This window comes from Phaeobacter sp. B1627 (assembly GCF_006265095.1).
In the GTDB taxonomy this organism is placed as follows: Bacteria; Pseudomonadota; Alphaproteobacteria; order Rhodobacterales; family Rhodobacteraceae; genus Epibacterium.
Genome location: NZ_VCNK01000006.1, coordinates 191,977 through 213,327, shown reverse-complemented (window position 1 = coordinate 213,327; position 21,351 = coordinate 191,977). Strand labels below are relative to the sequence as shown.

Here is a 21,351-nt window from a genome sequence, read left to right as displayed (position 1 = left end):
ATCGCGGGCCTTGCGGAAGGTCTCGGGCGGTGGGGCCAGGACCGCGATTGCCGTGGCGATCAACGGACCAATGCCCGGCACCGTCATCAGTCGTCGGGCCACGTCGTTCTCTTTGGCCCGGCGGGCGATCTCAGCATTCAGTTTCCCGATCTCCGCATCGAGGGTGGCGAACGTCATGATCAGGACCTTCAAAGTGGCGATGGCATCGGCGGGTATGCCGCTGTCCGGGTCCTCCACGACGGCGATCAGTTTCGATGTGTCGGCCGCCCCCTGTGGCACAATCTGGCCGAACTCGGTCAGATGACCACGCAGGGCGGTAATCGCCTGTGTGCGCTGCCGGATCAGCAACTCCCGGACACGAAAGACCATCGCCGCGCCTTGGGTCTCTTCACTCTTCACGGCCACAAAACGCATGGTCGGGCGCACCGCTGCTTCACAGATAGCCTCAGCATCTGCCGCGTCGTTTTTTTGGCGCTTGACGAAGGGCTTGACGTAAGCAGGTGGGATCGAACGTCATGCCCCAATTTGCCTATCTCGCGCCCCCAGAAGTGAGCGCCGCCGCATGCTTCCATGGCGACGGCCGCTGGCGGAAGAACTCCAACACCTGCGTCCGCCTCAGCGTCTTGCGCAAAACTGCAGGGCCCGCGCCGTCCGCTCCGTGGACCTGAAAAACAGTCTTCGCCAGATCGACGCCGACCGTGATAATTTCGGACATGACCGCTCCCCTTTGTGGATCCTCGTAGACCCACCTTGGCACACAGATGCCGTCGGGGGGCGGTTTCATCATCAGAGCCCACCCTAGGCGCTTGGCGTCTATTGATGCGAGATGGCGCTCCCATTCGGCCAGCGCTTCAAACAGAGTGTTCGAACTTTCTCTGTCGAGGTGCGCCACTTCCTCCGCCCCTATATTGATGGCCCCGATCCGTTTGGAGCCCGGCTTGAGGGGCGCGACAAATCATCCCGCAAGTCGTGACCTGTCGGTCGCAGCGGGCGCCAACCCGTCGTCAAGTCCGGTTTCTATGCGTGCAATGCAATCCGCCCGCAGGCTCCGCTTGATTTGAGAATAAGTGTTTGATGGCAGGGCGGCCAGCTTCCTTGCTTCCTTCAGCGCATATCCATGCAAGTCCTGCAGATCGTCTGCGATGATCTCGATGAATTGGGCATTGCGCGCGGCAATCGGGCCTAGTCTTTGGCCGGTCAGCATCAGCCTGCGCTGCGTATTGGTGTCCAGCACTGCGCGCGCGATTTCCATCAGAGCCATCGGATAGCCGTGTCCCTGCTGCACTTCGATCATCTCAAAGCTGGCACGCGAATGAGACACACGAAGATCACTCGCCAGCACAAAGAACATCCCCGCTCCGGAGCAACGGCCAACCGTGGCGATCACCACCGGTTTCGGGCAGGCATAGAGCGCAAGAAACGCTGAATTCAGCGGCGATTCCATCGCGGCCGGGTCGGAAATCTCCGGATCAAGGCCGACAGAAAAATCCATGAACGGACTGGTCAACAGAATGGAGCGAACCTCCGGATCCTCACTCATCTGTCTGATTTCGCGTTCAAAATCGTTCAGGAACTCGGCCGACAGCCGGTTGTCCGGTGCATGACCAAGTTGCAGTTCAGTTACTCCATCGCCGTGCAGACGGCGGTTGAGCCATTCGTCGCGTTCCATAGTGCCCCCAAGATCCCAACAGATCGGCGCGCGGCTCTGGCTGCGCATCCGTCCTGACCGACTCTGGGAGTTGATCTTTGCCAATGTATTACCAGCGCCCGGAAATCCGTTTTCAATTGTATGGGTTTCCGTGTCTGTCCTGCCTCAGCCTCAGCCTCAGCCCTCGGACTGATCCAATGCGTTCAGCCCGGCCTGTGCAAATTCCGGCACAAGGCGGCCGAGTTTTACCGCGTGCTCCGGGTTCGATGCATTCCCGTCCAGCGCGCGTTTCAGAACGCCTTGCAATATCGCGGCCATGCGAAAGAAACTAAATCCGACATAGGCGCCGAAGTTGTCGATCTGATCTATCCCGCGCCGCTCACAATAGGCGGTGATGAAGGCCTGGTCCGACATCAACCCCTCCGCGTCTCTGTCCACACCCGCCAGCCCTCGGCCTTCGGGCCCGACCGGCATCCGCCATTGCATAATGACCGCCGCAAGATCCGCGAAAGGATGACCGATCGTAGACAACTCCCAATCCAGCACCGCCCTGCAGGTCGTTCCATCCGGCGAAAAAATCATATTGTCGATGCGGTAGTCGCCATGGACCAGCGTCCGCTGGCCGTCATCTTTCGGCAAACTGTTGCCCAAACGCGCGATCAGCATGTCCATTGCCGGAATGTCTTTGATCTCAGAGGCCTTGTACTGTTTGCTCCATCGTCCCAATTGACGCGCAAAATAATCGCCGGGCGGGCCAAAGTCCGCCAAACCCACCGCGTTCACATCAATATCGTGCAGCGCTGCGAGAACCCGGTTCATTTCGTCCATTGGACCGCGACGTGTTGCCACAGGAAGCTCCGGCAGGCGGGGGTCGTCAAAGCTCCGGCCGGGGACATGTGCCATGATGTAAAACTCGGACCCGATCACGCCCTCATTCTGGCACAACAGATGCATCTTTGGCACCGGGACCGATGTGTCCTGCAATGCGGATTGCACGCGGAACTCCCGGTCAACAGCGTGAGCGGATTTCAGGAGATTTCCCAGAGGCTTGCGGCGGAGAACGTATCTATGTGAACCGGCTTTCAACAAAAAAGTCGGATTGGACTGACCGACCGCGAATTTTTCTGCGCTGAGCTGGTCGTCAAAGCCCGGAAGCCGCCCTGCGACATATCTCGCGACGGCGTCCAGATCCAGATCGTTGCTCGCCGTGGCGCTCACGCGCGGAACTCGCGGGACAGGGCCTCTCCGGCCGCGGCGTATTCGCGCGCAATACGGTCCACCAGTTCGGTGGCGGAGCAGATCGATTGTACAGAGCCAATGCCCTGCCCCGATCCCCAGATTTCCTTCCATGCTTTTGGCTTGTCTCGATCACCACCGAAGTTCATCGATGTCGCGTCCGCCGTCGGCAAGTCATCAGGGTCCATCCCGGCATTGCGCACGGACTGCTTTAGGTAGTTCCCCCAAACACCAGTAAACAAGGATGAATATACAATCTCCTCGGCCGATCCATCGACGATCATTTGTTTGTATTCCGGCTGCGCATTCGCCTCATGAGTGGCAATAAAAGGCGAGCCCGCGTAGCCGAAATCGGCGCCCAGGGCCCGCGCCGCGAGCAGGGCTTCGCCGCTTGCAATGGCCCCGGACAGGGCGAGCGGGCCATCAAACCACTGCCGGATTTCCCGGATCAGAGCAAAGGGCGACTGCTGACCGGCATGGCCGCCGGCACCGGCCGCGACCGCAATCAAACCGTCCGCGCCTTTCTCAATCGCCTTTTTGGCGAATGTGTTGTTGATCACGTCGTGCAAGACGACGCCACCACAGGAATACGCGGCGTCATTGACCTCTGGCCGTGCGCCCAGCGAGGTGATCCAGACAGGCACATTCCACCGCGCGCAAATCTCCAGATCACGCTCCAGCCGGGTGTTGGAACGGTGCACAATCTGATTCACGGCATAGGGTGCGGCGGGGCGATCGGGGTTTTCCTGATTGTGGCGGTCCAATTCTTCGGTGATCCGCTTGAGCCAGGCCTCAAGCACGATCGGGTCGCCATCATTTTCCCGTGCGTTCAAGGCGGGAAAGGCCCCAATGATGCCGGCCTTGCACTGAGCAATCACCAGATCGGGGTTTGAAATGATGAACAGCGGTGATCCGATCAAGGGAATACGGAGCCCTTGCAATGCTTTAGGCAGCCTTGAGTCTCGCTCGGTGCGTTCGGTTCCGTCTTTCATTCCAATCTCCTCCGAGAGCGCGCGCAACGTGAATGACAGGGGCTATTCACGCTGAGCTCTCTGTTTCGTTTGCGAAGAGGATCGCACTTCGCCAACAAGGGTACAATGTCGTGCGTCGCATTTGGACTTGACGTCATTTCGGATCCGTCAGGTTCACCAGGACGGTGGGATGCCAAATGATACAGGGAGGGGGCAGAGCTTTTGACTTTCCGGCCATTTGTCTTATTGAAAGCTTTCACGCGTTTCTCACATCTTTTAGTGGCGCTCCCGGGTGTGGTAGTGGCAAGCTCTCAGGAGGTGTCCTGCGCAGTGAAAAATGAATTGCGTCGCGGGGCAGACGCTCGGTGACGACGAAAAGGACAGATGATGAAGAGCGTATTGATCCTCAACGGTCCCAATCTCAACCTGCTTGGCACGCGCCAGCCGGAAGTGTACGGCTCAGAGACCTTGGCGATGGTTGAGGAGCGGTGCCGCAGCCATGGCGAGACGCTGGGCCTCGCGGTGACCTGCGTTCAATCCAATCACGAAGGCGTCCTTCTGGACCAGATCCATGCCGCGAAAGGCAGGCACCACGGAATTGTGCTCAACGCGGGGGCCTACACGCACACGTCTGTTGCGCTGATGGACGCGATCTATTCAGTTGAGATCCCGACGGTTGAAGTTCACCTGTCAAACATCCATTCTCGCGAGAGTTTTCGCCATACATCCTATATCTCCCGGGCGGCTATTGGGCAAATTTGCGGATTTGGCTCCTTTGGTTACCTGATGGCACTGGAGGCTCTGAAGCAGAGATTCTCGGGCAGTGAACCTGAATGAAGCTGTCCGATTACCTCCATCTGCTGACCCAGTTCAAGACGATCGAAGAGCTGTGGCATGCCCATGTATCACAGATGGGACGGTTCGGATTTGACCGGTTGCTGTATGGCTACACGCTGTTCAAAACCGCCACATCACTGGGGGATCCCGACGATTTTGTCATCCTGAGCAACCATGATCCGGAATATCTGGACGGGTTTCTTTCGCGGGGGTTGTACTCAAATGCGCCAATGCTGAAGTGGGCTCTGGAGAACGAAGGATATGCAAGCTGGCGCATTGCTCAGGACATGGCAGCGCAAGGCCTGTTTGATGCCAAAACCCGAGAAGTTTATGATTTCAATCAACGTATGGGTGTTCTTGCCGGGTATACGATCAGCTTCAACTCGGGCACCCAGCGGTTCAAGGGGGCCATCGCCCTCACTGCGCGCCAGGATCTAAGCCAGAATGATATCGACGAGATCTGGGCGGAACATGGCGCTGACATTGTGCTGATGAACAACGTTGCCCACCTCAAGATCCTCACCCTGCCCTACAGTGCGCCCAACCGGGGTCTGACGAAGCGTCAACGCGAGGTTCTCCAATGGGTTGGCGACGGGAAGACCACACAGGACATCGCTCTTTTGATGGGTTTGACGACCGCCACGATTGAAAAGCACCTGCGGTTGGCGCGGGAAACATTGTCGGTTGAGACCACCGCCCAAGCGATATTGAAGGCGGCCCTGCACAATCAAATGTACACCATCGAAAGCTGACCCTGTGTAGGGACAGCGCGCCATCATTATGACGCTGCGGATAAGTATTCATTAAGAAAACGTTAAGAAATGCCGCGCGAAGGTATGGAAATCAGGACTTTTATTGCGAGCGTAAAATGGCCATAATTGAAATGTTCCGTGAGTGGTGGCTTAGCCTGGGGACTATGGGGAATGAACCTTGGGATTGCAGGGCTCTCTGACCTTTTCGATCGTCGGCGTGTATTTTTCCACGCCGACGATCGTAGCCGCTAACTTCCCTTCAGTCCGACACTGAAATCTGACCTCGATGCGCGCGATCGTATCGCGGACGATGGTCTAGCTACGGCCATTCCGTCGCGTGATTGTCAAATCGAAAGCTGAACGAAAAATCCCGGCGCAGAGAGCTGGCCGGGATCAAGTTTTTCAGATGTCACGTGGGCGATCTGCCCTGACTTAGCCCTGAACGGCTTTTGCAACTTCCGCCGCGAAGTCTTCTTTTTCGACTTCGATGCCTTCACCAACTTCGACGCGTACGAAACCGGTGATGGTTGCGCCTGCTTCTTTTGCCGCAGCTTCGACCGTCAGATCGGGGTTCACCACGAATTGCTGGTTCAGCAGGGTGGATTCGGCCACGAATTTCTTCATACGACCGTCGATCATCTTCTCGATGACCTGCTCGGGCTTGCCGGATTCGCGCGCGATATCCATCTGCACCTGACGCTCTTTTTCAACCAGGGCCGGGTCCATGTCCGCTTCGGACAGGGCGGCAGGGTTCACAGCTGCGATATGCATCGCGACCTGCTTGCCGATGGTTTCGGTGCCGCCGCTCAGCGCAACCAGAACACCGATTTTGCCCATGCCCTCTGCGGCTGCATTGTGCACATAGGAGACGACAGTTTCACCTTCGAGCTGAACCATCCGGCGCAGGGTCATGTTCTCGCCGATGGTGGCGATTTTGTCCGTCAGCGTATCAGCAACGGATTTACCGCCCAGATCGGCAGCGGCCAGCGCTTCGATCGAATCCACACCCAGAGCTGCCTTTGCGATGCTGCCAACCATGGACTGGAAATCAGCGTTTTTTCCAACAAAGTCAGTTTCGGAGTTCACTTCAACCGCAACACCTTTTCCGCCCTCGACGACAACGGCCACCAGGCCCTCTGCAGCGGTACGGCCGGATTTCTTGGCGGCTTTGGCCAGGCCTTTGGTGCGCAGCCAATCCACGGAAGCGTCCATGTCGCCGCCGTTTTCGGTCAGTGCTTTCTTCGCGTCCATCATGCCTGCGCCGGTCATTTCGCGCAGTTCTTTTACCATTGCTGCAGTGATTGCCATCTTAGGCTCTCCTCAAGTCAAATGCGGTTTGGGGCAGGTCTAACCTGCCCCACATGTCAAATCTATGACACGCTGTCGGTTCAGGCCTCGGCTTGTTCAGCGACGGCTTCTTCGACGGGTGCCTCTTCCAATGCACCAAGATCAACGCCGGCTGCGCCCATCTGAGCGGTCATGCCGTCGAGAGCGGCACGGGCCACCAGGTCGCAATAGAGCGAGATCGCACGGGCCGCGTCATCGTTGCCTGGGATGATGTAGTCTACACCATCGGGCGAGCAGTTGGTGTCAACAATCGCAACAACCGGGATGCCGAGCTTGTTGGCTTCGGCGATGGCGAGAGCTTCTTTTTTGACGTCGATGACGAAGAGAAGATCAGGAACGCCGCCCATGTCGCGGATGCCGCCGAGAGAGGCCTGAAGCTTCTCCTGGTCACGCTCCATGCCGAGGCGCTCTTTCTTGGTCAGGCCTTCGGCGCCCGCAACCATACGCTCGTCGATTTCCTTCAGGCGGTTGATCGACTGGGAAACGGTTTTCCAGTTGGTCAGCGTGCCGCCGAGCCAGCGGTGGTTCATGTAGTATTGCGCGGATTTCTCTGCAGCTTCGGCGATCGGGCCTGCGGCCTGACGCTTGGTGCCGACGAACAGAACCCGGCCACCCTTGGCGACAGTGTCACGGATTGCGGTCAGCGCCTGATCCAGCATCGGAACAGTCTGCGTCAGATCCATGATGTGGATGCCGTTGCGCGCGCCGTAGATGAAGGGACCCATGCGCGGGTTCCAGCGCTGCGTCTGGTGACCAAAGTGAACGCCAGCTTCGAGCAACTGACGCATGGAGAACTCGGGAAGAGCCATGCTATTCTTTCCTTTCCGGTTTTATCCTCGGCGGGGGTTCAGAAGCGGATGCTTCCAACCGGCGGTCTGTGCGGGATGTCTCCCCGGATCAGGCCAAACCCCGCCTGCGGGTTTGATGGCGCGCGTATAAGTCAGGTTTTGTCGCGGCGCAAGGGCAAAAGCACGCCTAGTGTTGCGCAGGGGCCTGCGCCTGCAGACGCGCGTGACCGGAGCGAACGATATCCTCACAGGCCGCGGCCAGTTCCTTGCGCGTTGCATAGGTGCGCACAGGCACCGGCGGGTGATAGATCAGCCGGACCGAGCCTTGTGGATATGCGGCCAGAATCTGCAGAAAATGCGGCGCGAAATCCATGTCTCCCCACCAGCCATAAAACCGCACATCGGCCCCGGCGGGGGCCGTAAACACCACAGAGACCGGCTGCACATAGAGATCCTGACGCAAATCGGGATCAAAGAGCGACGCAAAGAGTGTTGTTTTGAATGGCAAAACCTGCTGCCCGTCGGTCGAGGTCCCTTCCGGAAAGAACAACAGCTTGTGCCCGGCCTTCAGCCGGTTCTCGAACAGGGTTTTCTGGGTGCCGGCTTTGCGTCTGTCACGCTCGATAAAGACCGTGCCCGTGGCGCGCGCCAGCCAACCGATACCGGGCCAGGATGCGACTTCGGACTTTGATACGAAATAAATCCGTTTGCGGGCGTTGAGCGCAAAAATATCGAGCCAGGATGTATGGTTGGCCACCACGATGCCGGGCTCGCGCATGCAGTCGCCCTCGGCCTCAAACCGGATCCCAAGCACCCGAAACGCATTGCGGCAGACCACCATGGTGAGGAAGGGCGTCACCGGCCGGTTCACGCCGCATAGCGGGGCTTCGACCAACCGGAGCAGCAGCAACAGCGCCAGGCCTCCGAACACCAGCACTGCCAGCAGCAGGCCGCGCAGCGTCGCCCGGACCCAGCCGAGCGCTGAAATCCTCAGGGGTTCGGCGGGGGTGTCACTGTCCCAGCTGGCGTTCATTCAGTCCCGCGTCCCTGCGTATACAGGCGGCTTTGGCGCATGTTCATGCGCTCGGTGTCGAGGATCAGACAGACATCGGTGGTGTTGAAGGCGTGGTCGATATAGGCTCCGTCGCCGACAAAACCGCCCAGCCGGAGGTAGGCCTTGATCAGCGAAGGCACTTTCAACATGGCACGGCGGCGATTGATGTCCGCCTCAGCCACAAGATCCATCGGCTGATATATCTTTGATTTCACGCGCAGATCTGTCGGCGCGAGATGGCTGTGGTGCAGCACGGCCAGCGGCTCCATCAGGGCCTTGATATCGGTGCCATGGAATGACGCGACGCCGAACAGGACCTCGATTTCGTGCTTGGCGACGTAGGCCGCCAAACCGTTCCACAAATAAAACATCGCCATGCCGCCGCGATAGTCCCGGTGCAGGCAGGATCGGCCAAGCTCCAGTAGTTTTCGCCCGGACCGGCGCAGAGGAGAGAGGTCATATTCGTCTTCGGAGTAGAACTGGCCCAGTTTGTCAGCCTGATCCCCGCGCAACAGGCGATAGACGCCGATCACCTCCCCCGTCGCGTTGTCATAGACCAGCATATGGTCGAAGAACGGATCAAACCTGTCCTGTTCCAGCCCGGCGTCATGATCGACCATCTCGCCCCCGCCGCCAAGCTCGCGCACGAAAACCTCGTACCTAAGCGCTTGCGCAGCCTTCAGGTCGTCTTCTGTCTCGGCAATCTTTACGGAAAACTGCGACGCGCCGTCGTGCATGATACTGCTCAATCCATGGTCTGTGTCCGGCAGATACCCCATTGGCGCATTCACGCGCAAGATATATGCTGACTTGCTCCCGGTGCGTTAACGTTTCATAAACCGTTTTTAAGGATCAAAGACAGGAACCAGTGCAACGCGCGTGCCGTCAAAAACGACTTTGCCTTGTTCGGGGAAATTGACCGTGATTTTCTCGCCGATGTTTGATTGCACCTGTCCCAGGCCCCAATCCGGGTGATCGGGATGGCGCACAAACATGCCAGGTGCCAGAATTGCATTGAGGTCGTTCATAAGTGGATGGCCCGTTTTGGAGGAATGTTATGAGTGTAGATAGCGCCAATCTGGCCGCGTTGGTAGGCTCCCGGATTTGCCATGACCTGATCAGCCCCGTTGGGGCCATCAACAACGGTCTTGAGCTTCTTGGCATGTCCAATTCGCTCGACGGGCCCGAGTTGGAGCTGATTTCAGACAGCGTCAACAATGCCAACGCCCGTATCCGTTTTTTCCGGATCGCGTTCGGCGCCGCCGGTGAACAGGATCTGGGCCGTGCTGAAATCATCAGCGTACTTGGCGATGTCAGCAAAGGGGGCCGTATCAAATACAACTGGTCCTCGCACGAGTCTGCCGCCCGGCGCGACGTTCGTATGAGCTTTCTGGCGGGCCTGTGCGTCGAAAGCGCCCTGCCCTATGGCGGCGCCATCCAGATCCTGCGCAGCAGCGACAGCTGGACCGTTGTCGGCGAAGGGCGCAAGGTCAATGTGGACGAAACTTTGTGGACGGGTCTGACCGAAGGCGACCAAAAAGCCGATATCACACCTGCGCTGGTGCAGTTTGCCCTGCTGGCCGAAGCGGCGAAACAGGCGAGCCGCAGCCTGACCTTTGACCAAAGCCTCGAAAAGGTCTCGATCAGCTTCTGAGCGCAGGCCGATCCAGGAGATCTCAGTTTGGGAAACGCCGCTGTTCTGCAGCGGTGTTTTTATTCTGGCGCCCGCGCTAGGGTCTGACGGTTCCGTTCCCCCGCACAAGATATTTGAAACTCGTGAGCTGGGTGGCGCCGACGGGTCCGCGCGCATGCATCTTGCCGGTGGCAATTCCGATCTCGGCCCCCATCCCGAATTCGCCGCCATCGGCGAACTGGGTCGAGGCATTGTGCATCAGCACAGCGCTGTCCAGCTCAGCAAAGAATTTGGCGACTGCCGCGTCGTCTTCGGTGAGAATGCAATCGGTATGGGCGGAATGAAAGGTCTGGATGTGGCGGATCGCATCGTCGATGCTGGCCACCTTCTTGGCCGCGATGATCGCATCGAGGTATTCTTTTCCCCAATCCTCCGCCGTCGCGGCGACCATGCCTTCTGGCCCCGGCAACCCCGGCTCCGCATGAATTACGACACCGCTTTTGGCCAGCAACTCCAGCACATCGCGCCCGATGGTGTCTGCAATATCCTGGTGGATCAGAAGGCACTCGGCCGCGCCGCAGACACCCGTGCGCCGGGTTTTGGCATTCAGCACCACATCAATCGCCTTTTGGGGATCTGCCGCCTTGTCGATGTAGATGTGCACGATCCCTTCGAGGTGCGCAAAAACCGGCACCCGCGCTTCGCGCTGGACCAGCCCCACCAGCCCCTTGCCGCCGCGGGGTACGATCACATCCACATAGTTTGTCATCGCCAGCAATTCCTGCACCGCGGCACGGTCCCGGGTCGGCACCAGCTGCACCGCATCCTCCGGCAGACCTGCGGCCCGCAGCCCCTCCACCAGACAGGCGTGGATGGCCTGCGCGGAATGCAGGCTCTCGGACCCGCCGCGCAGGATGACTGCATTGCCGGATTTCAGGCACAGCGCACCGGCATCGGCGGTGACGTTCGGGCGGCTCTCATAGATCACGCCGATCACACCCAGCGGCGTGCGAACGCGCTGGATCCGTATTCCCGAAGGCTGCGTCCAATCGTCCAGCACGGCGCCGACCGGATCGCCCTGTGCCGCAACAGCCCGAAGCCCGTCAACGATGCCCTGTATTCGGGCCTCATCCAGCATCAGCCGGTCCATCATCGCGGGCGAGAGACCTTTTTCGCGACCAAAGGAGAGGTCCTGCGCATTGGCTTCTATAATAGCATCCCGCCGCGCCCAGACCGTGTCGGCCGCCGTATTGAGGGCCTTTTCTTTGCATTCTGCACTGGCCGTGGCGAGCTTTTGCGCAGCTGCCTTTGCACGTTTGCCGATATCGGCCATCAATGCAGGAATATTTTCCAGATCTTTCATATCACTTGCCCTTATTTGTCCCTTTGGGGGATCAGGTCTCCTGGCGAACGGGCCAGTGGGGGACCTTTGCGAGGTTCACAATGACAGGATCACAATGCCATGTCATCCCGGTGGATCAGCGCCGCGCGTCCGGAATAGCCGAGGATCGCCTCAATCTCGTCGGAGCGATGGCCCTGGATGGCCCTGGCTTCTTCTGCGGTGTACCGGCTGAGGCCCTGACCGAGTTTACGCCCGCCCGGGCCCAGGATGGCCAGCGGATCACCGCGGCCAAAATCACCCTCCACGTGACGTACCCCTGCGGGCAAAAGACTGTTTCCTGTCATCAGCGCCTGTGCCGCGCCTTTGTCCACGGTGAGAACTCCACGGGTTTTCATCGCAGCGATCCACCGCTTGCGGGCCGCTTGCGGATCGCCAAGGGCGGCAAACCAGGTTGAAGGTGCGCCCGCGTCCAGCGCCCGCAGCGGCGACACCACGGACCCTTCGGTGATCGCCATGGCACAGCCTGCAGCCGTCGCCATCTTGGCCGCCAGCAATTTTGTGATCATGCCGCCCTTGGACAGGCCCGAGACCCCGTCCCCTGCCATGGCTTCGATTTCGGGCGTGATGGTCGTGATCCGGTCAAATCGTATGGCGGCAGGGTCAAGCGCGGGATTGGCGCTGTAGAATCCATCCACATCGGACAGCAGCACCAGCACGTCTGCCCCCACCGTCACGGCGACCTGGGCCGCCAGGCGATCATTGTCACCATAGCGGATTTCATCGGTGGCAATGGTGTCGTTTTCATTCACGATCGGAACCGCGCCAAGGCCGATCAGCGTCTCCAGCGTGGCGCGGGAATTCAGGTAGCGTCGGCGGTTCTCGCTATCCTCCAGCGTCACCAGCACCTGCGCCGTCGTGATACCATGCGGAGCCAGAGCCTCCTCATAGGCGCGGGCAAGACGGATCTGGCCCACGGCGGCGGCGGCCTGAGACTGTTCGAGCGGCAAGTCGGTCCGGGGCAGCCCCAAAGCCCCGCGCCCCAGCGCGATGGACCCCGAAGACACAAGAATGACGTCCTTGCCCTGCGCCTTGAGCCAGGCCACATCCGCAGCCAATGAGACCAGCCAGTCCTGCCGCAAAGCCCCGGTCTGCCTGTCAACCAGCAAGGCCGAGCCGATCTTAACGACGATCCGGCTGGCGGCACTCAGGGTTGCCAAGGAGTGTCCTCCTCCTCGGAGGCTTCGGCCTGTTTGATCCGCAGACGATCATCGTCGATCTGGGAGCGTACCGCCCGCAGAACCGTATCCAGACCTTCCCGGCTGACGCTCGACATCATCAGGACCGGTGCGCCCACTTCCGCCTCAAGCGCGGCGCGGGCCTCTGCCCGTTCCTCGTCATCGAGCGCGTCGATCTTGTTCAACGCGGTGACCCGGGGTTTCTCTGCCAAGGCACCACCATAGGCCTCAAGTTCATTGATGATGGTGCGGTAATCCGCGGCAACCGTCTCTGACGTGCCATCGACCAGATGCAGCAGAACCGCACAGCGTTCGACATGGCCGAGAAAACGATCGCCGATGCCGCGCCCTTCGTGTGCGCCTTCGATCAGACCGGGAATGTCGGCCATGACAAATTCCGTATTGTCGATCCCGACCACCCCGAGATTTGGGTGCAAGGTGGTAAAGGGATAGTCGGCAATCTTGGGGCGCGCATTCGAGGTCGACGACAGGAAGGTCGATTTTCCGGCATTCGGCAGGCCCAGCAGACCCGCATCCGCAATCAGTTTCAGCCGGAGCCAGATGGTGCGCTCGACGCAGTCCTGACCGGAGTTTGCCCGACGTGGGGCCTGGTTGGTGGCGGATTTGAAATGGAGGTTCCCGAACCCCCCGTTGCCGCCCTTGGCAAGCAGGACCCTCTCGCCGACAACCGTGAGGTCGGCCAGCACGGTTTCTTCATCCTCATCAAGGATTTCGGTCCCTACGGGCACCCGCAAAATGATGTCGTCGCCGTCCTTGCCGGTGCGCTGGCGCCCCATTCCGGATTGACCGTTCTTGGCGAAAAAATGCTGCTGATAGCGAAAGTCGATCAGCGTGTTCAGGCCGTCGACGACCTCCGCCCAGACCGAACCGCCCTTGCCGCCGTCACCGCCGTCGGGGCCGCCGTATTCGATGTATTTTTCGCGCCGAAAGCTGACGCACCCGTTCCCGCCGGCGCCGGAGCGAATATAGACCTTTGCCAGATCGAGAAATTTCATGAGTAAGCCTCAGGGTTAACACTTGGTCGCCAATACTTGAATTCAGGGGATGGCTCAACCCTTGGATCGCTGGCCGCAGTGACCATCCGACCAGCACAATCGCAGGCCCGCCCGATTGCGCGCCCGCGGGTACATTTCGTGTCTGCTGTCCTGCCTACAGTTTGCGGCTATAGGTCCATGTCGGGACATTCGCGTTGCGCGCAACAGAGTAGCTTTCGGCGTCGCCGAGGTATTCAAACCCGCAATGGGCCAGCACCCGGGCCGAGGCCGGATTGTCCTGGAAAACGCTCGCAAACATCGTCGCATCCCTGAGGGGGTTTGCCTCGACCAGAAGGCTCACCGCCATGGATGCCAGGCCTGTGTTCCAGAACGGCGGCGCGACCCAATAGCCGACTTCGGACTGGTTGCGATCCATCGATTTCAGCGAGATGACGCCCATGAGTTCGGAGTTTCCGTCCTTGGTGCCATCCATTGCCCAGATGAACTCGCCCTGCTCGGCGGACATGCCACGGGTCACATAGGCCTCGGCAGCGCCGGGGGGGTACGGGTGCGGGATCGGTGCTGTCATCTTGGCGACGCGGACATCTCCGGCATAGTGTTCAATCAACCCGGTGTCCGACAGCCGCAGAGGCCGCAGGTCAAAGCGATCTGTTTCAATGGTGGCCTGTTGATCCAATTGATCCAAAACCATAATCTCGCTCCTCCTCAGAAACATGTCATTGGCAGTGCCGGGAAACTCTCCTCCCCCCGACGTGCCGAACAGATGGGAAGCCTGCGCAGGGGAAACAAGTCGCGCGGCGGCGCGCGGACCCTCCCCCGGGCCGCCTCATGTGACTCATTCAAAATGACCCATCCAAAACGAAAAGGGGACCGGTCGTATAACCGATCCCCCTGAAGATTTTACTACCCTTTGGGTTCCGGTTTACTCAGCGGCCTCCGCCGCCGGGAGGACCGAAATAAAGGTGCGGCCCTTGAGGCCTTTGTGGAAGGTCACGTTGCCATTGGCAGTTGCAAAGATCGTGTGATCCTTGCCGATACCAACGCCTTCACCCGGCCAGAACTTGGTGCCGCGCTGACGTACGATGATGTTGCCTGAGATGGCGGACTGGCCACCATACAGCTTCACGCCAAGACGGCGACCTGCGGAGTCGCGACCGTTACGGGACGAACCGCCTGCTTTTTTATGTGCCATTCTTGTCTCTCCTTAGCCTTGAGCCAGCTCTTTGGCCTGCTCAACCCACTCGGGTTTGATCTTGACGGCCTCGATACCAGCAATGTCGTCTTCGGACAAGGCTGCGATCTGAGCGAAGGTGGTCAGGCCAGCGGCCTCCAGCTTTTTGGCGGCGGCAGGGCCAACACCGGTCAGCTGGGTCAGATCGTCGGAACCGGTCGCAGCAGGTGCAGCTTTCGCAGCGGCCGCTTTTTTCGGAGCAGCAGCCGGAGCCGCCTCGCCCTTGCCGGTCGCCAGTTTCACGCCGGAGGCATCCGCGCCCGAAGCCAGGATATCAGTGATCCGGACCAGGGTCAGCTTCTGACGGTGACCGACAGTACGCTTGGAGGAGTGCTTACGGCGACGTTTGACGAAGTTGATGACCTTGTCACCTTTGACCTGATCGATCACTTCGGCCTGAACTGCTGCGCCGGACACGAAAGGCGCGCCCACGACGGGTGCGTCACCGCCGAGCATCAGAACGTCATTGAATTGGATGGTTTCGCCAGCGTCAGCAACAAGTTTCTCAACACGGAGCACATCGCCCGCCTGAACTTTATACTGCTTGCCGCCAGTCTTGAGGACTGCGAACATATTCAGTCTTTCCTTTTCTAACCGCGTCCTTCGGTCCCCCGGTCGGGGCGTTTGCGACGGGGGTTGACCCCTGTCACCTGGAACAGCGCGCCCCGATGTCGGGACGGTATGACAAAATTACCCCGGCGCGGGGATTCCGGGCCGGGATGCGCGCTTTTGCCGCCCATGCCCCCATATGTCAACCCGTTTTGACAGCGCCCGGGCGAAAATCCTGCAATGACGCTAAATCAGAGATCCTGCACAGGCTGCAAGTCGCGCATCCGATGTGCCAGCTCTTCGAAACGGTTTGCCTGTATCTCGAACTGCACGGCATTCAAAAGCTCATAGACCTCCCTCATCAACGGGTGCTTCAACGCGGCCACATAGGCCCGCATATCCTGTTCAGAGAACCCCTGATAGGTGACGGCAGAATGGGCAAGGTTGGAGGCTGCCATTGCACGATGCATTTCGGCCTCCTGCTCTTTCATCAGGGCCCGCAACCCTTCTATATCGATTTGCAATTCGATAATTCCGGCTGCGCTGGCCGCCATCAGGAAGCGGACCTGGATTTCCTGAACCGCACGCACGGCTCCGTCCGTGCCGCCGATGGCCCGGTTCATGTCCTGGAAGATGCCAATTTTCGGATCGTCCCGCGCGGCCATTTGCGCGATCAGGCGGTCCCCTTCGGCGCGGTCAGAGCCGCCGTCCCCCAGTTGCGCGGCGTTTTCGACCTCGACCAGCCGTTGTCCCAGGTCGGAGGCATAAAACTCCGCCGCATGAAACAGCGCTTCGCTCGAAAGCGTCTGCTGCAGAATATCCAGCGCCATGTCATGCATTATTTCGGGGTCAAAAACATCCTCGGCCAGCCGCTCCCACTCCAGACCAAAGTCCCCCGCCTCCACGCCCAGCATCTGCGGCGCTTCACCTGCGGATTGCGCGATGCTCTGAAGGGCGACATCAAACCCTGTAACTTTCAGAAAGGCCTCGATCTGAGCCGGTTCTGCGGCGGGCGTCTTTGTGGGCATCAGAAGTAACAGGCACGTCACAAGAGCCACAGCGCCACGCAGAAGCAGGGCGGTGAAAAGGGCGGGGCGAATGATCGCGTCGGAGGTCAAGCTCATGCAGCAATTGTAGGATTGAAACAGTGTCGCGCAAACAGAAATTCGATTTTCTTGAACGGGTTGTGAAATCGCCCCTTGCACAGGCCCGAAATCGCCTTTAAACGCCCTCTCACCCCCCGCGGAGAGGTGCCGGAGTGGTCGAACGGGGCGGTCTCGAAAACCGTTGTTCCTTCACGGGAACCCAGGGTTCGAATCCCTGTCTCTCCGCCACATATCATTGAAATAATAAAATAAAATCCCAGGCGGGGATTTGGATTGTCGATCTAGTAGCAATTTTTGCGCGGTGGTTTCAGTCTACCCACATGGGTTCGGGCCGCTATGATCGTGAAAAACGTGATTGGGGCAAACATCGCAACACGCGACGAACTCTATGCAAAATTCGGCATAACCGCCGAAGCGGCACAGCTTTTCGAAACTGAATTTGGAACGTTTGTACTTTCGGTGACTGCGATTGAAAACGGGTGGCATGTCACGCCCGAGCCCGCGAACGCCCGAAAAGCACTTGACCAAATCGAAGCGCATACGCTTGGGCGGTTGCTCGGGGTTCTCAAAGGCAAAGTTGCGTTCGATGAACATCTAGCGGAACGGTTCGCTTCGGCCCTGAAGGCGCGGAACCGCCTAAACCACGGCTTTTATGAACGGCACAACATCGCGATACAGTCCGACGAAGGCCGCGACATTATGGTTGCCGACTTGGAAGAACTTCACGAAGACCTTTTACAGGTTTGGCGCATCGCTTCGGGCCTAACTGCGGCAATGGCCGAACTTGTGATGCAGCTTCAAAGCGAGAAGCCCACCGAATAAATATGCTCAGGCGCTTTGCTGCGATCGGGGCCGTCGCTCCCTAGTGGCCATTGGAAGGTCGTAAGAACAGGATTCTGGGATTCCCACTATCAAGCGGTCGGCGCCCGCGGAAACAGCCGCGTGGCGCTGGGTTTCCCCTTCCGCGACCCGACGAACCACCCGACAGGCTGGAAAACCGCATAGCGGGTCGGAAATCGCGACCTCTGACAGCCGAATGGGTTGGACCGCAGCGGTTGCGCTTCAGCTGACACGAGCGGCGCTGCGGGCACGTCTTGGGTGACCAGCAAGGGCAGCCCGCCCAATGCGACCGCCGCAGGCAGGGCAGGCGCAGGGTCGTCCAAACCACAGCGTTGAGCGAAAGCTGGCCAGTAAACAGTGCTTTCCGTGGTCTGAAAGACCGTCAAAAGCCATGCGATAGCCACTGGATAGCCACGGGTGGGAGCGTCAGGAAATGCCGTGGCACTGCGCAGGTCAGGGTCACGACCGGGGCCTGCTCCGCGCGCACGGCACGCGCTTTCAGACGGCGAGAAAGCCGCCGTCGACTGGCAGAACTGCGCCTGTGACCATGCTCGCATCCTCAGACAGAAGCATTGCAATGCTTCTTGCGACCTCCTCAGCCTCGGCAAAGCGATTGACAGGGTGGCGGACCATCATTGGTTGGGATTTTACCGGGTCAGACCATGCTGCGACAGCCAGCTCGGTCAGGGTGATGGTCGGAGCCACGCAGTTCACCCGAATACCATGTGCCCCGAACTCTCTGGCCATAACGCGACTTGCACCTTCGAGTCCTGCTTTCGAGGCGGCATAGCAGAGATGATCGGCAAAGCCCCGATGACCGGCGATGGAGGTGATGTTGACGATGCTGCCGCCACCGCCTGCGGCAATACGACCGCGCCCGAATTCCTGACAGGCGATCAGGGCCGCCCGCAGGTTGATGTCCATCACGCGGTCATAACCTGCCTCCGTCATGTCCAGGGTGCTCTCGAGCACATTTGTGCCCGCGGAGTTGACGAGGAAATCCGCAGGTCCGGCCTTGGCCATGGCGGCACGGGTTGCATCCGGATCGCTCAGATCGGCCTGGATAGAGATGCTGCCGATGTCGTCGCAGAGGCTGTCGAGGTCGGCCTGGGTGCGGCTGATCGCAATGACCTTTGCCCCACGTGCCGCCATGAGGAGTGCACTGGCGCGACCAATGCCTTTGCCTGCCCCAGTGATGATGACGGTCTTTCCGGAGAATTGCATGTCATGTGTCCTTTGTGTTTTTGCCCAGGTGCAGGCGGCTTACTCGGGGAGGGACGCCATTGCGGCGCGGGTTTCACGGGCGAGGCGTTGAAGAGAGACAAACGCGTCATAGCGCGCGGCATGGCGCATTGCGGTGGCGCCGCCCGACGGCATACAGCGCGTGGCGACTCGGGACATGGTCGCCATTGCGTTGGGAAGATCGGGATAGCTGCCGGCGGCAACGGCGCCCAGCATTGCCGAGCCAAGAAGAACGGGCTCGGTGCATTCGGTGATTTCGATTTCGCGCCCAGTGGCATCGGCAAGGATCGCACGGGTCAGAGGGTGCGCCCCTGCCCCGCCGGACACGGAAATCGTCCGCGTGGGCGCGCCATTTGCATCCTGAGCTTCGAGGATTTGGCGCAGACCATAGCCCAACCCACAGATACCCGCCACATAGAGCGAGACGAGACTGTCGACGCCCTGTTCGATACCCTGCCCGACGATGACGGCCCGGGCGTCCGGATCGGCAAAGGGCGCGCGGTTGCCAAGGAATTCAGGCACAATATGGAGAGGATCGGCCAGGCGCACGGCCCCCGCCGCATCGCCGCCGAGTTCCAGCGCGCGATCCGCGAGCCAGGAGACGAGCCCCTTGCCCGCGGCGCGGGCCAGCACGCGGGCTTCGGCAGTTGCGGGATGGAGCGTGACAAGATGGGCAATGGCGGCCCCTGCTGCGCTTTGCCCCCCTTCGTTGAGCCACATGCCCGGCACCATGGCTGAATAATACGGTCCCCAGACACCCGGAACAAAGGCCGGCTCGTGGGTCGTGGTCATGGTGCAGGACGAGGTGCCGAAGACATAGCCGAGACAGGCATCGGCCGTGCCCACCCCGCCCTGTGCGGCGACCGTTCCGATCCCACCGGCATGCGCGTCGATGAGGCCCGCAGCAACCGCTGTTCCGGGGAGCAGTCCCACCCTTTGTGCTGCCGCTTCGGTCAGCCCCGCTCCGATCGACGTGCCGGGATGCACGACGCGCGTCCCGATGCGGGCAAAGCCGTCATCCGCCAGATCGCCAAGCCCGATTGCCCGGAAATACTCCGGATCGAACCGGTCTTCATGGGCCAGGTAGGTCCATTTGCAGGTCAGCGTGCAGGACGAGCGATCCAGCCTCCCCGTGGCCTTCCACGTCAGGAAATCAGTGAGATCAAAAAACTGCGCGGCTTTGGCGTAGACCTCGGGGCGGTTTTCCTTGAGCCACAGAAGCTTCGGCGTTTCCATTTCAGGGGAAATGCGTCCGCCGACGTATTTCAGAACATCGTGATTGCCCGCATTGATGCGACCGGCCTGCTCGGTGGCGCGGTGATCCATCCAGACGATGATATCGCGCTCTGGCGCGTCGGCGTCACCAACCGGCAAGCCACCGTCCGGCCCCATCACCACAAGCGAACAGGTGGCATCAAAACCGATGCCTTTGATCTCGGCGGGATCGACAGCGGAGGCTGTCACCGCCTCCTGCACCGCCCGGGTGACGGAGCTCCAGACCTGCCCGGAGCTTTGTTCGACCCGTCCCCTATCATCACGGAAACTGTCAATATCGCGTTTTGCGGTCGCAATGAGTGTACCGACAGCGTCAAACACGCCGGCACGGGCCGATCCGGTTCCCACATCCACACCAATGAAAAACTCCGTCATCCGGGCCTCCTCCCCAAGGGTCTCACCACTGGGGGCTCACTACAGGGGTCTCAAATATCATTCACAGCGGCCCCCAAGTGAGAGGACGCTGCAAAACTCACATCCGGGCAAAGGCGCTCGGCATTATGATGACGTCCCGCACGGTCACGCCACGCTTTCGGGTGAGCATGAATTCGAGCGCCTCAGCGACCTCTTCGGGATCCATCAGAGCGCCCTCTTCCCGGGCTTTGCGAAGGTTTTCTTCGGGCCAGTCAGCCAGCAGCGCAGAGATGACGGGACCGGGGGAGACCTGAGCCACCTTGACCCCATAGGGGATCATCTGGCGGCGGATGCCCTGCATGAAACTGGTGATCGCCCATTTGGAGGCAGAATATACCGGTTCCCACTCCGCCGGAAAATGACCCGCTATGGAGTTGGTCACGATGATGTCTCCGGTCTTGCGCTCCATCATATGCGGCAATACCGCGTTCACGTTCTTCATCACTGCATTGATGTTGAGGTTCAGCATGCGGTCGATGGATGCCGGATCGGTTTCCCAGAAATCGCCGCCGATATAGGCCCCTGCATTGCAGTAGAGGATGTCAATCTGTCCGGTCTTTGCGAGGATATCGGGCACCATTGCGCTGCAGCTCCCGGCATCGAGCAGATCGGTCACCTGGGCCACGGCCTTTTCGCCGAACTTCGCCACCAGCCCGGCAAGAGCTTCGGCGTTGCGGTCTACCATGACCACGGTGCACCCCTTGTCCAGCAGCATCTCGACGGCCGCAAGACCGATGCCGGAGGCGGCGCCCGTGACGACGGCGACCTTGCCCTTCAGCGTTTCAGACATGTGCTATTTCTCCTGTGGTGGTCCTTGAAAAAGAGAGTGGTGGGG

General features: G+C 59.8%; 22 protein-coding genes, 1 tRNA gene and 1 pseudogene. 5 read left to right on the top strand and 19 right to left on the bottom strand.

Annotation, left to right across the window (positions count from 1 at the left end; genetic code table 11):
• The 4 genes and pseudogenes from FGE21_RS05525 to FGE21_RS05510 all read right to left on the bottom strand — a co-directional run.
• A pseudogene (locus FGE21_RS05525) lies at window positions 1-715 on the bottom strand (IS110 family transposase); the annotation flags it as partial.
• A 240-nt stretch (window positions 716-955) separates the two neighbouring features.
• Window positions 956-1,669 carry an enoyl-CoA hydratase/isomerase family protein gene (locus FGE21_RS05520; protein ID WP_139662289.1) on the bottom strand — a complete coding sequence of 238 codons (714 nt, stop codon included), beginning with the start codon at window positions 1,667-1,669 and terminating at the stop codon, window positions 956-958.
• A 156-nt stretch (window positions 1,670-1,825) separates the two neighbouring features.
• Window positions 1,826-2,866 carry a phosphotransferase family protein gene (locus FGE21_RS05515; RefSeq protein WP_139662288.1) on the bottom strand — a complete coding sequence of 347 codons (1,041 nt, stop codon included), beginning with the start codon at window positions 2,864-2,866 and terminating at the stop codon, window positions 1,826-1,828.
• Window positions 2,863-3,876 (bottom strand): nitronate monooxygenase family protein, encoded by a 1,014-nt coding sequence (locus FGE21_RS05510; RefSeq protein ID WP_139662287.1) that lies wholly within the window; start codon window positions 3,874-3,876, stop codon window positions 2,863-2,865. Before FGE21_RS05510 ends, FGE21_RS05515 begins: the two co-directional genes overlap by 4 nt.
• 366 nt (window positions 3,877-4,242) lie before the next feature.
• On the opposite strand from FGE21_RS05510, the gene aroQ reads away from it, so the two are divergent.
• Window positions 4,243-4,692 carry a type II 3-dehydroquinate dehydratase gene (aroQ, locus tag FGE21_RS05505; protein ID WP_139662300.1) on the top strand — a complete coding sequence of 150 codons (450 nt, stop codon included), beginning with the start codon at window positions 4,243-4,245 and terminating at the stop codon, window positions 4,690-4,692.
• Window positions 4,689-5,444, top strand: coding sequence for a LuxR family transcriptional regulator (locus FGE21_RS05500; protein ID WP_139662286.1), 756 nt, complete (start codon window positions 4,689-4,691; stop codon window positions 5,442-5,444). The genes aroQ and FGE21_RS05500 overlap by 4 nt, the downstream gene beginning before the upstream one ends.
• Before the next feature lie 432 nt (window positions 5,445-5,876).
• On the opposite strand, the gene tsf is transcribed toward FGE21_RS05500, so the two are convergent.
• The 5 genes from tsf to FGE21_RS05475 form a co-directional block, all read right to left on the bottom strand.
• Window positions 5,877-6,752 carry a translation elongation factor Ts gene (gene tsf / locus FGE21_RS05495; protein ID WP_139662285.1) on the bottom strand — a complete coding sequence of 292 codons (876 nt, stop codon included), beginning with the start codon at window positions 6,750-6,752 and terminating at the stop codon, window positions 5,877-5,879.
• Window positions 6,753-6,832: 80 nt separating this feature from the next.
• Window positions 6,833-7,600 (bottom strand): 30S ribosomal protein S2, encoded by a 768-nt coding sequence (rpsB, locus tag FGE21_RS05490; RefSeq protein ID WP_139662284.1) that lies wholly within the window; start codon window positions 7,598-7,600, stop codon window positions 6,833-6,835.
• Between the two features lie 166 nt (window positions 7,601-7,766).
• On the bottom strand, window positions 7,767-8,612 hold the full coding sequence (locus tag FGE21_RS05485) for a 1-acyl-sn-glycerol-3-phosphate acyltransferase (RefSeq protein WP_139662283.1): 846 nt from the start codon (window positions 8,610-8,612) through the stop codon (window positions 7,767-7,769).
• Window positions 8,609-9,370 (bottom strand): GNAT family N-acetyltransferase, encoded by a 762-nt coding sequence (locus FGE21_RS05480; protein ID WP_139662299.1) that lies wholly within the window; start codon window positions 9,368-9,370, stop codon window positions 8,609-8,611. Before FGE21_RS05480 ends, FGE21_RS05485 begins: the two co-directional genes overlap by 4 nt.
• Window positions 9,371-9,478: 108 nt before the next feature.
• On the bottom strand, window positions 9,479-9,661 hold the full coding sequence (locus FGE21_RS05475; protein WP_139662282.1) for a DUF3553 domain-containing protein: 183 nt from the start codon (window positions 9,659-9,661) through the stop codon (window positions 9,479-9,481).
• Between the two features lie 29 nt (window positions 9,662-9,690).
• On the opposite strand from FGE21_RS05475, the gene FGE21_RS05470 reads away from it, so the two are divergent.
• Complete coding sequence (locus FGE21_RS05470) at window positions 9,691-10,287, top strand: histidine phosphotransferase family protein (protein WP_139662281.1); 597 nt, start codon at window positions 9,691-9,693, stop codon at window positions 10,285-10,287.
• Between the two features lie 76 nt (window positions 10,288-10,363).
• On the opposite strand, the gene FGE21_RS05465 is transcribed toward FGE21_RS05470, so the two are convergent.
• The 7 genes from FGE21_RS05465 to FGE21_RS05435 all read right to left on the bottom strand — a co-directional run bounded on the left by FGE21_RS05465 (window position 10,364) and on the right by FGE21_RS05435 (window position 16,763).
• Window positions 10,364-11,629, bottom strand: coding sequence for a glutamate-5-semialdehyde dehydrogenase (locus tag FGE21_RS05465; protein ID WP_139662280.1), 1,266 nt, complete (start codon window positions 11,627-11,629; stop codon window positions 10,364-10,366).
• A gap of 89 nt (window positions 11,630-11,718) precedes the next feature.
• A complete protein-coding gene (proB, locus tag FGE21_RS05460) occupies window positions 11,719-12,825 on the bottom strand; it encodes a glutamate 5-kinase (protein ID WP_139662279.1) in 1,107 nt (368 codons plus the stop codon).
• Window positions 12,813-13,859 carry a GTPase ObgE gene (gene obgE, locus FGE21_RS05455; RefSeq protein ID WP_139662278.1) on the bottom strand — a complete coding sequence of 349 codons (1,047 nt, stop codon included), beginning with the start codon at window positions 13,857-13,859 and terminating at the stop codon, window positions 12,813-12,815. The genes proB and obgE overlap by 13 nt, the downstream gene beginning before the upstream one ends.
• Before the next feature lie 154 nt (window positions 13,860-14,013).
• The gene (locus FGE21_RS05450; protein WP_139662277.1) at window positions 14,014-14,550 is read right to left on the bottom strand and encodes a GNAT family N-acetyltransferase; all 537 of its coding nucleotides are present in this window, start codon (window positions 14,548-14,550) and stop codon (window positions 14,014-14,016) included.
• A 231-nt stretch (window positions 14,551-14,781) separates the two neighbouring features.
• Window positions 14,782-15,051, bottom strand: coding sequence for a 50S ribosomal protein L27 (rpmA, locus tag FGE21_RS05445; RefSeq protein WP_139662276.1), 270 nt, complete (start codon window positions 15,049-15,051; stop codon window positions 14,782-14,784).
• Window positions 15,052-15,063: 12 nt separating this feature from the next.
• A complete protein-coding gene (locus FGE21_RS05440) occupies window positions 15,064-15,663 on the bottom strand; it encodes a 50S ribosomal protein L21 (protein ID WP_139662275.1) in 600 nt (199 codons plus the stop codon).
• A gap of 227 nt (window positions 15,664-15,890) precedes the next feature.
• Window positions 15,891-16,763: a DUF2059 domain-containing protein gene (locus FGE21_RS05435; protein WP_139662274.1), complete on the bottom strand. Its 873-nt coding sequence runs from the start codon at window positions 16,761-16,763 to the stop codon at window positions 15,891-15,893.
• 120 nt (window positions 16,764-16,883) lie between these two features.
• On the opposite strand from FGE21_RS05435, the gene FGE21_RS05430 reads away from it, so the two are divergent.
• Together FGE21_RS05430 and FGE21_RS05425 are read left to right on the top strand one after the other, a co-directional pair.
• Window positions 16,884-16,973 (top strand) — tRNA-Ser (locus FGE21_RS05430).
• A 108-nt stretch (window positions 16,974-17,081) separates the two neighbouring features.
• Window positions 17,082-17,567, top strand: a complete 486-nt coding sequence (locus FGE21_RS05425) for a hypothetical protein (RefSeq protein ID WP_139662273.1) — start codon at window positions 17,082-17,084, stop codon at window positions 17,565-17,567.
• Between the two features lie 516 nt (window positions 17,568-18,083).
• Here FGE21_RS05425 and FGE21_RS05420 read toward each other — a convergent pair.
• The 3 genes from FGE21_RS05420 to FGE21_RS05410 all read right to left on the bottom strand — a co-directional run bounded on the left by FGE21_RS05420 (window position 18,084) and on the right by FGE21_RS05410 (window position 21,306).
• Window positions 18,084-18,809: an SDR family oxidoreductase gene (locus FGE21_RS05420; RefSeq protein ID WP_139662272.1), complete on the bottom strand. Its 726-nt coding sequence runs from the start codon at window positions 18,807-18,809 to the stop codon at window positions 18,084-18,086.
• Between the two features lie 39 nt (window positions 18,810-18,848).
• Window positions 18,849-20,477 carry an FGGY-family carbohydrate kinase gene (locus tag FGE21_RS05415; protein WP_139662271.1) on the bottom strand — a complete coding sequence of 543 codons (1,629 nt, stop codon included), beginning with the start codon at window positions 20,475-20,477 and terminating at the stop codon, window positions 18,849-18,851.
• Window positions 20,478-20,574: 97 nt separating this feature from the next.
• On the bottom strand, window positions 20,575-21,306 hold the full coding sequence (locus FGE21_RS05410; protein ID WP_139662270.1) for an SDR family oxidoreductase: 732 nt from the start codon (window positions 21,304-21,306) through the stop codon (window positions 20,575-20,577).
• Between the last annotated feature and the right edge of the window lie 45 nt (window positions 21,307-21,351).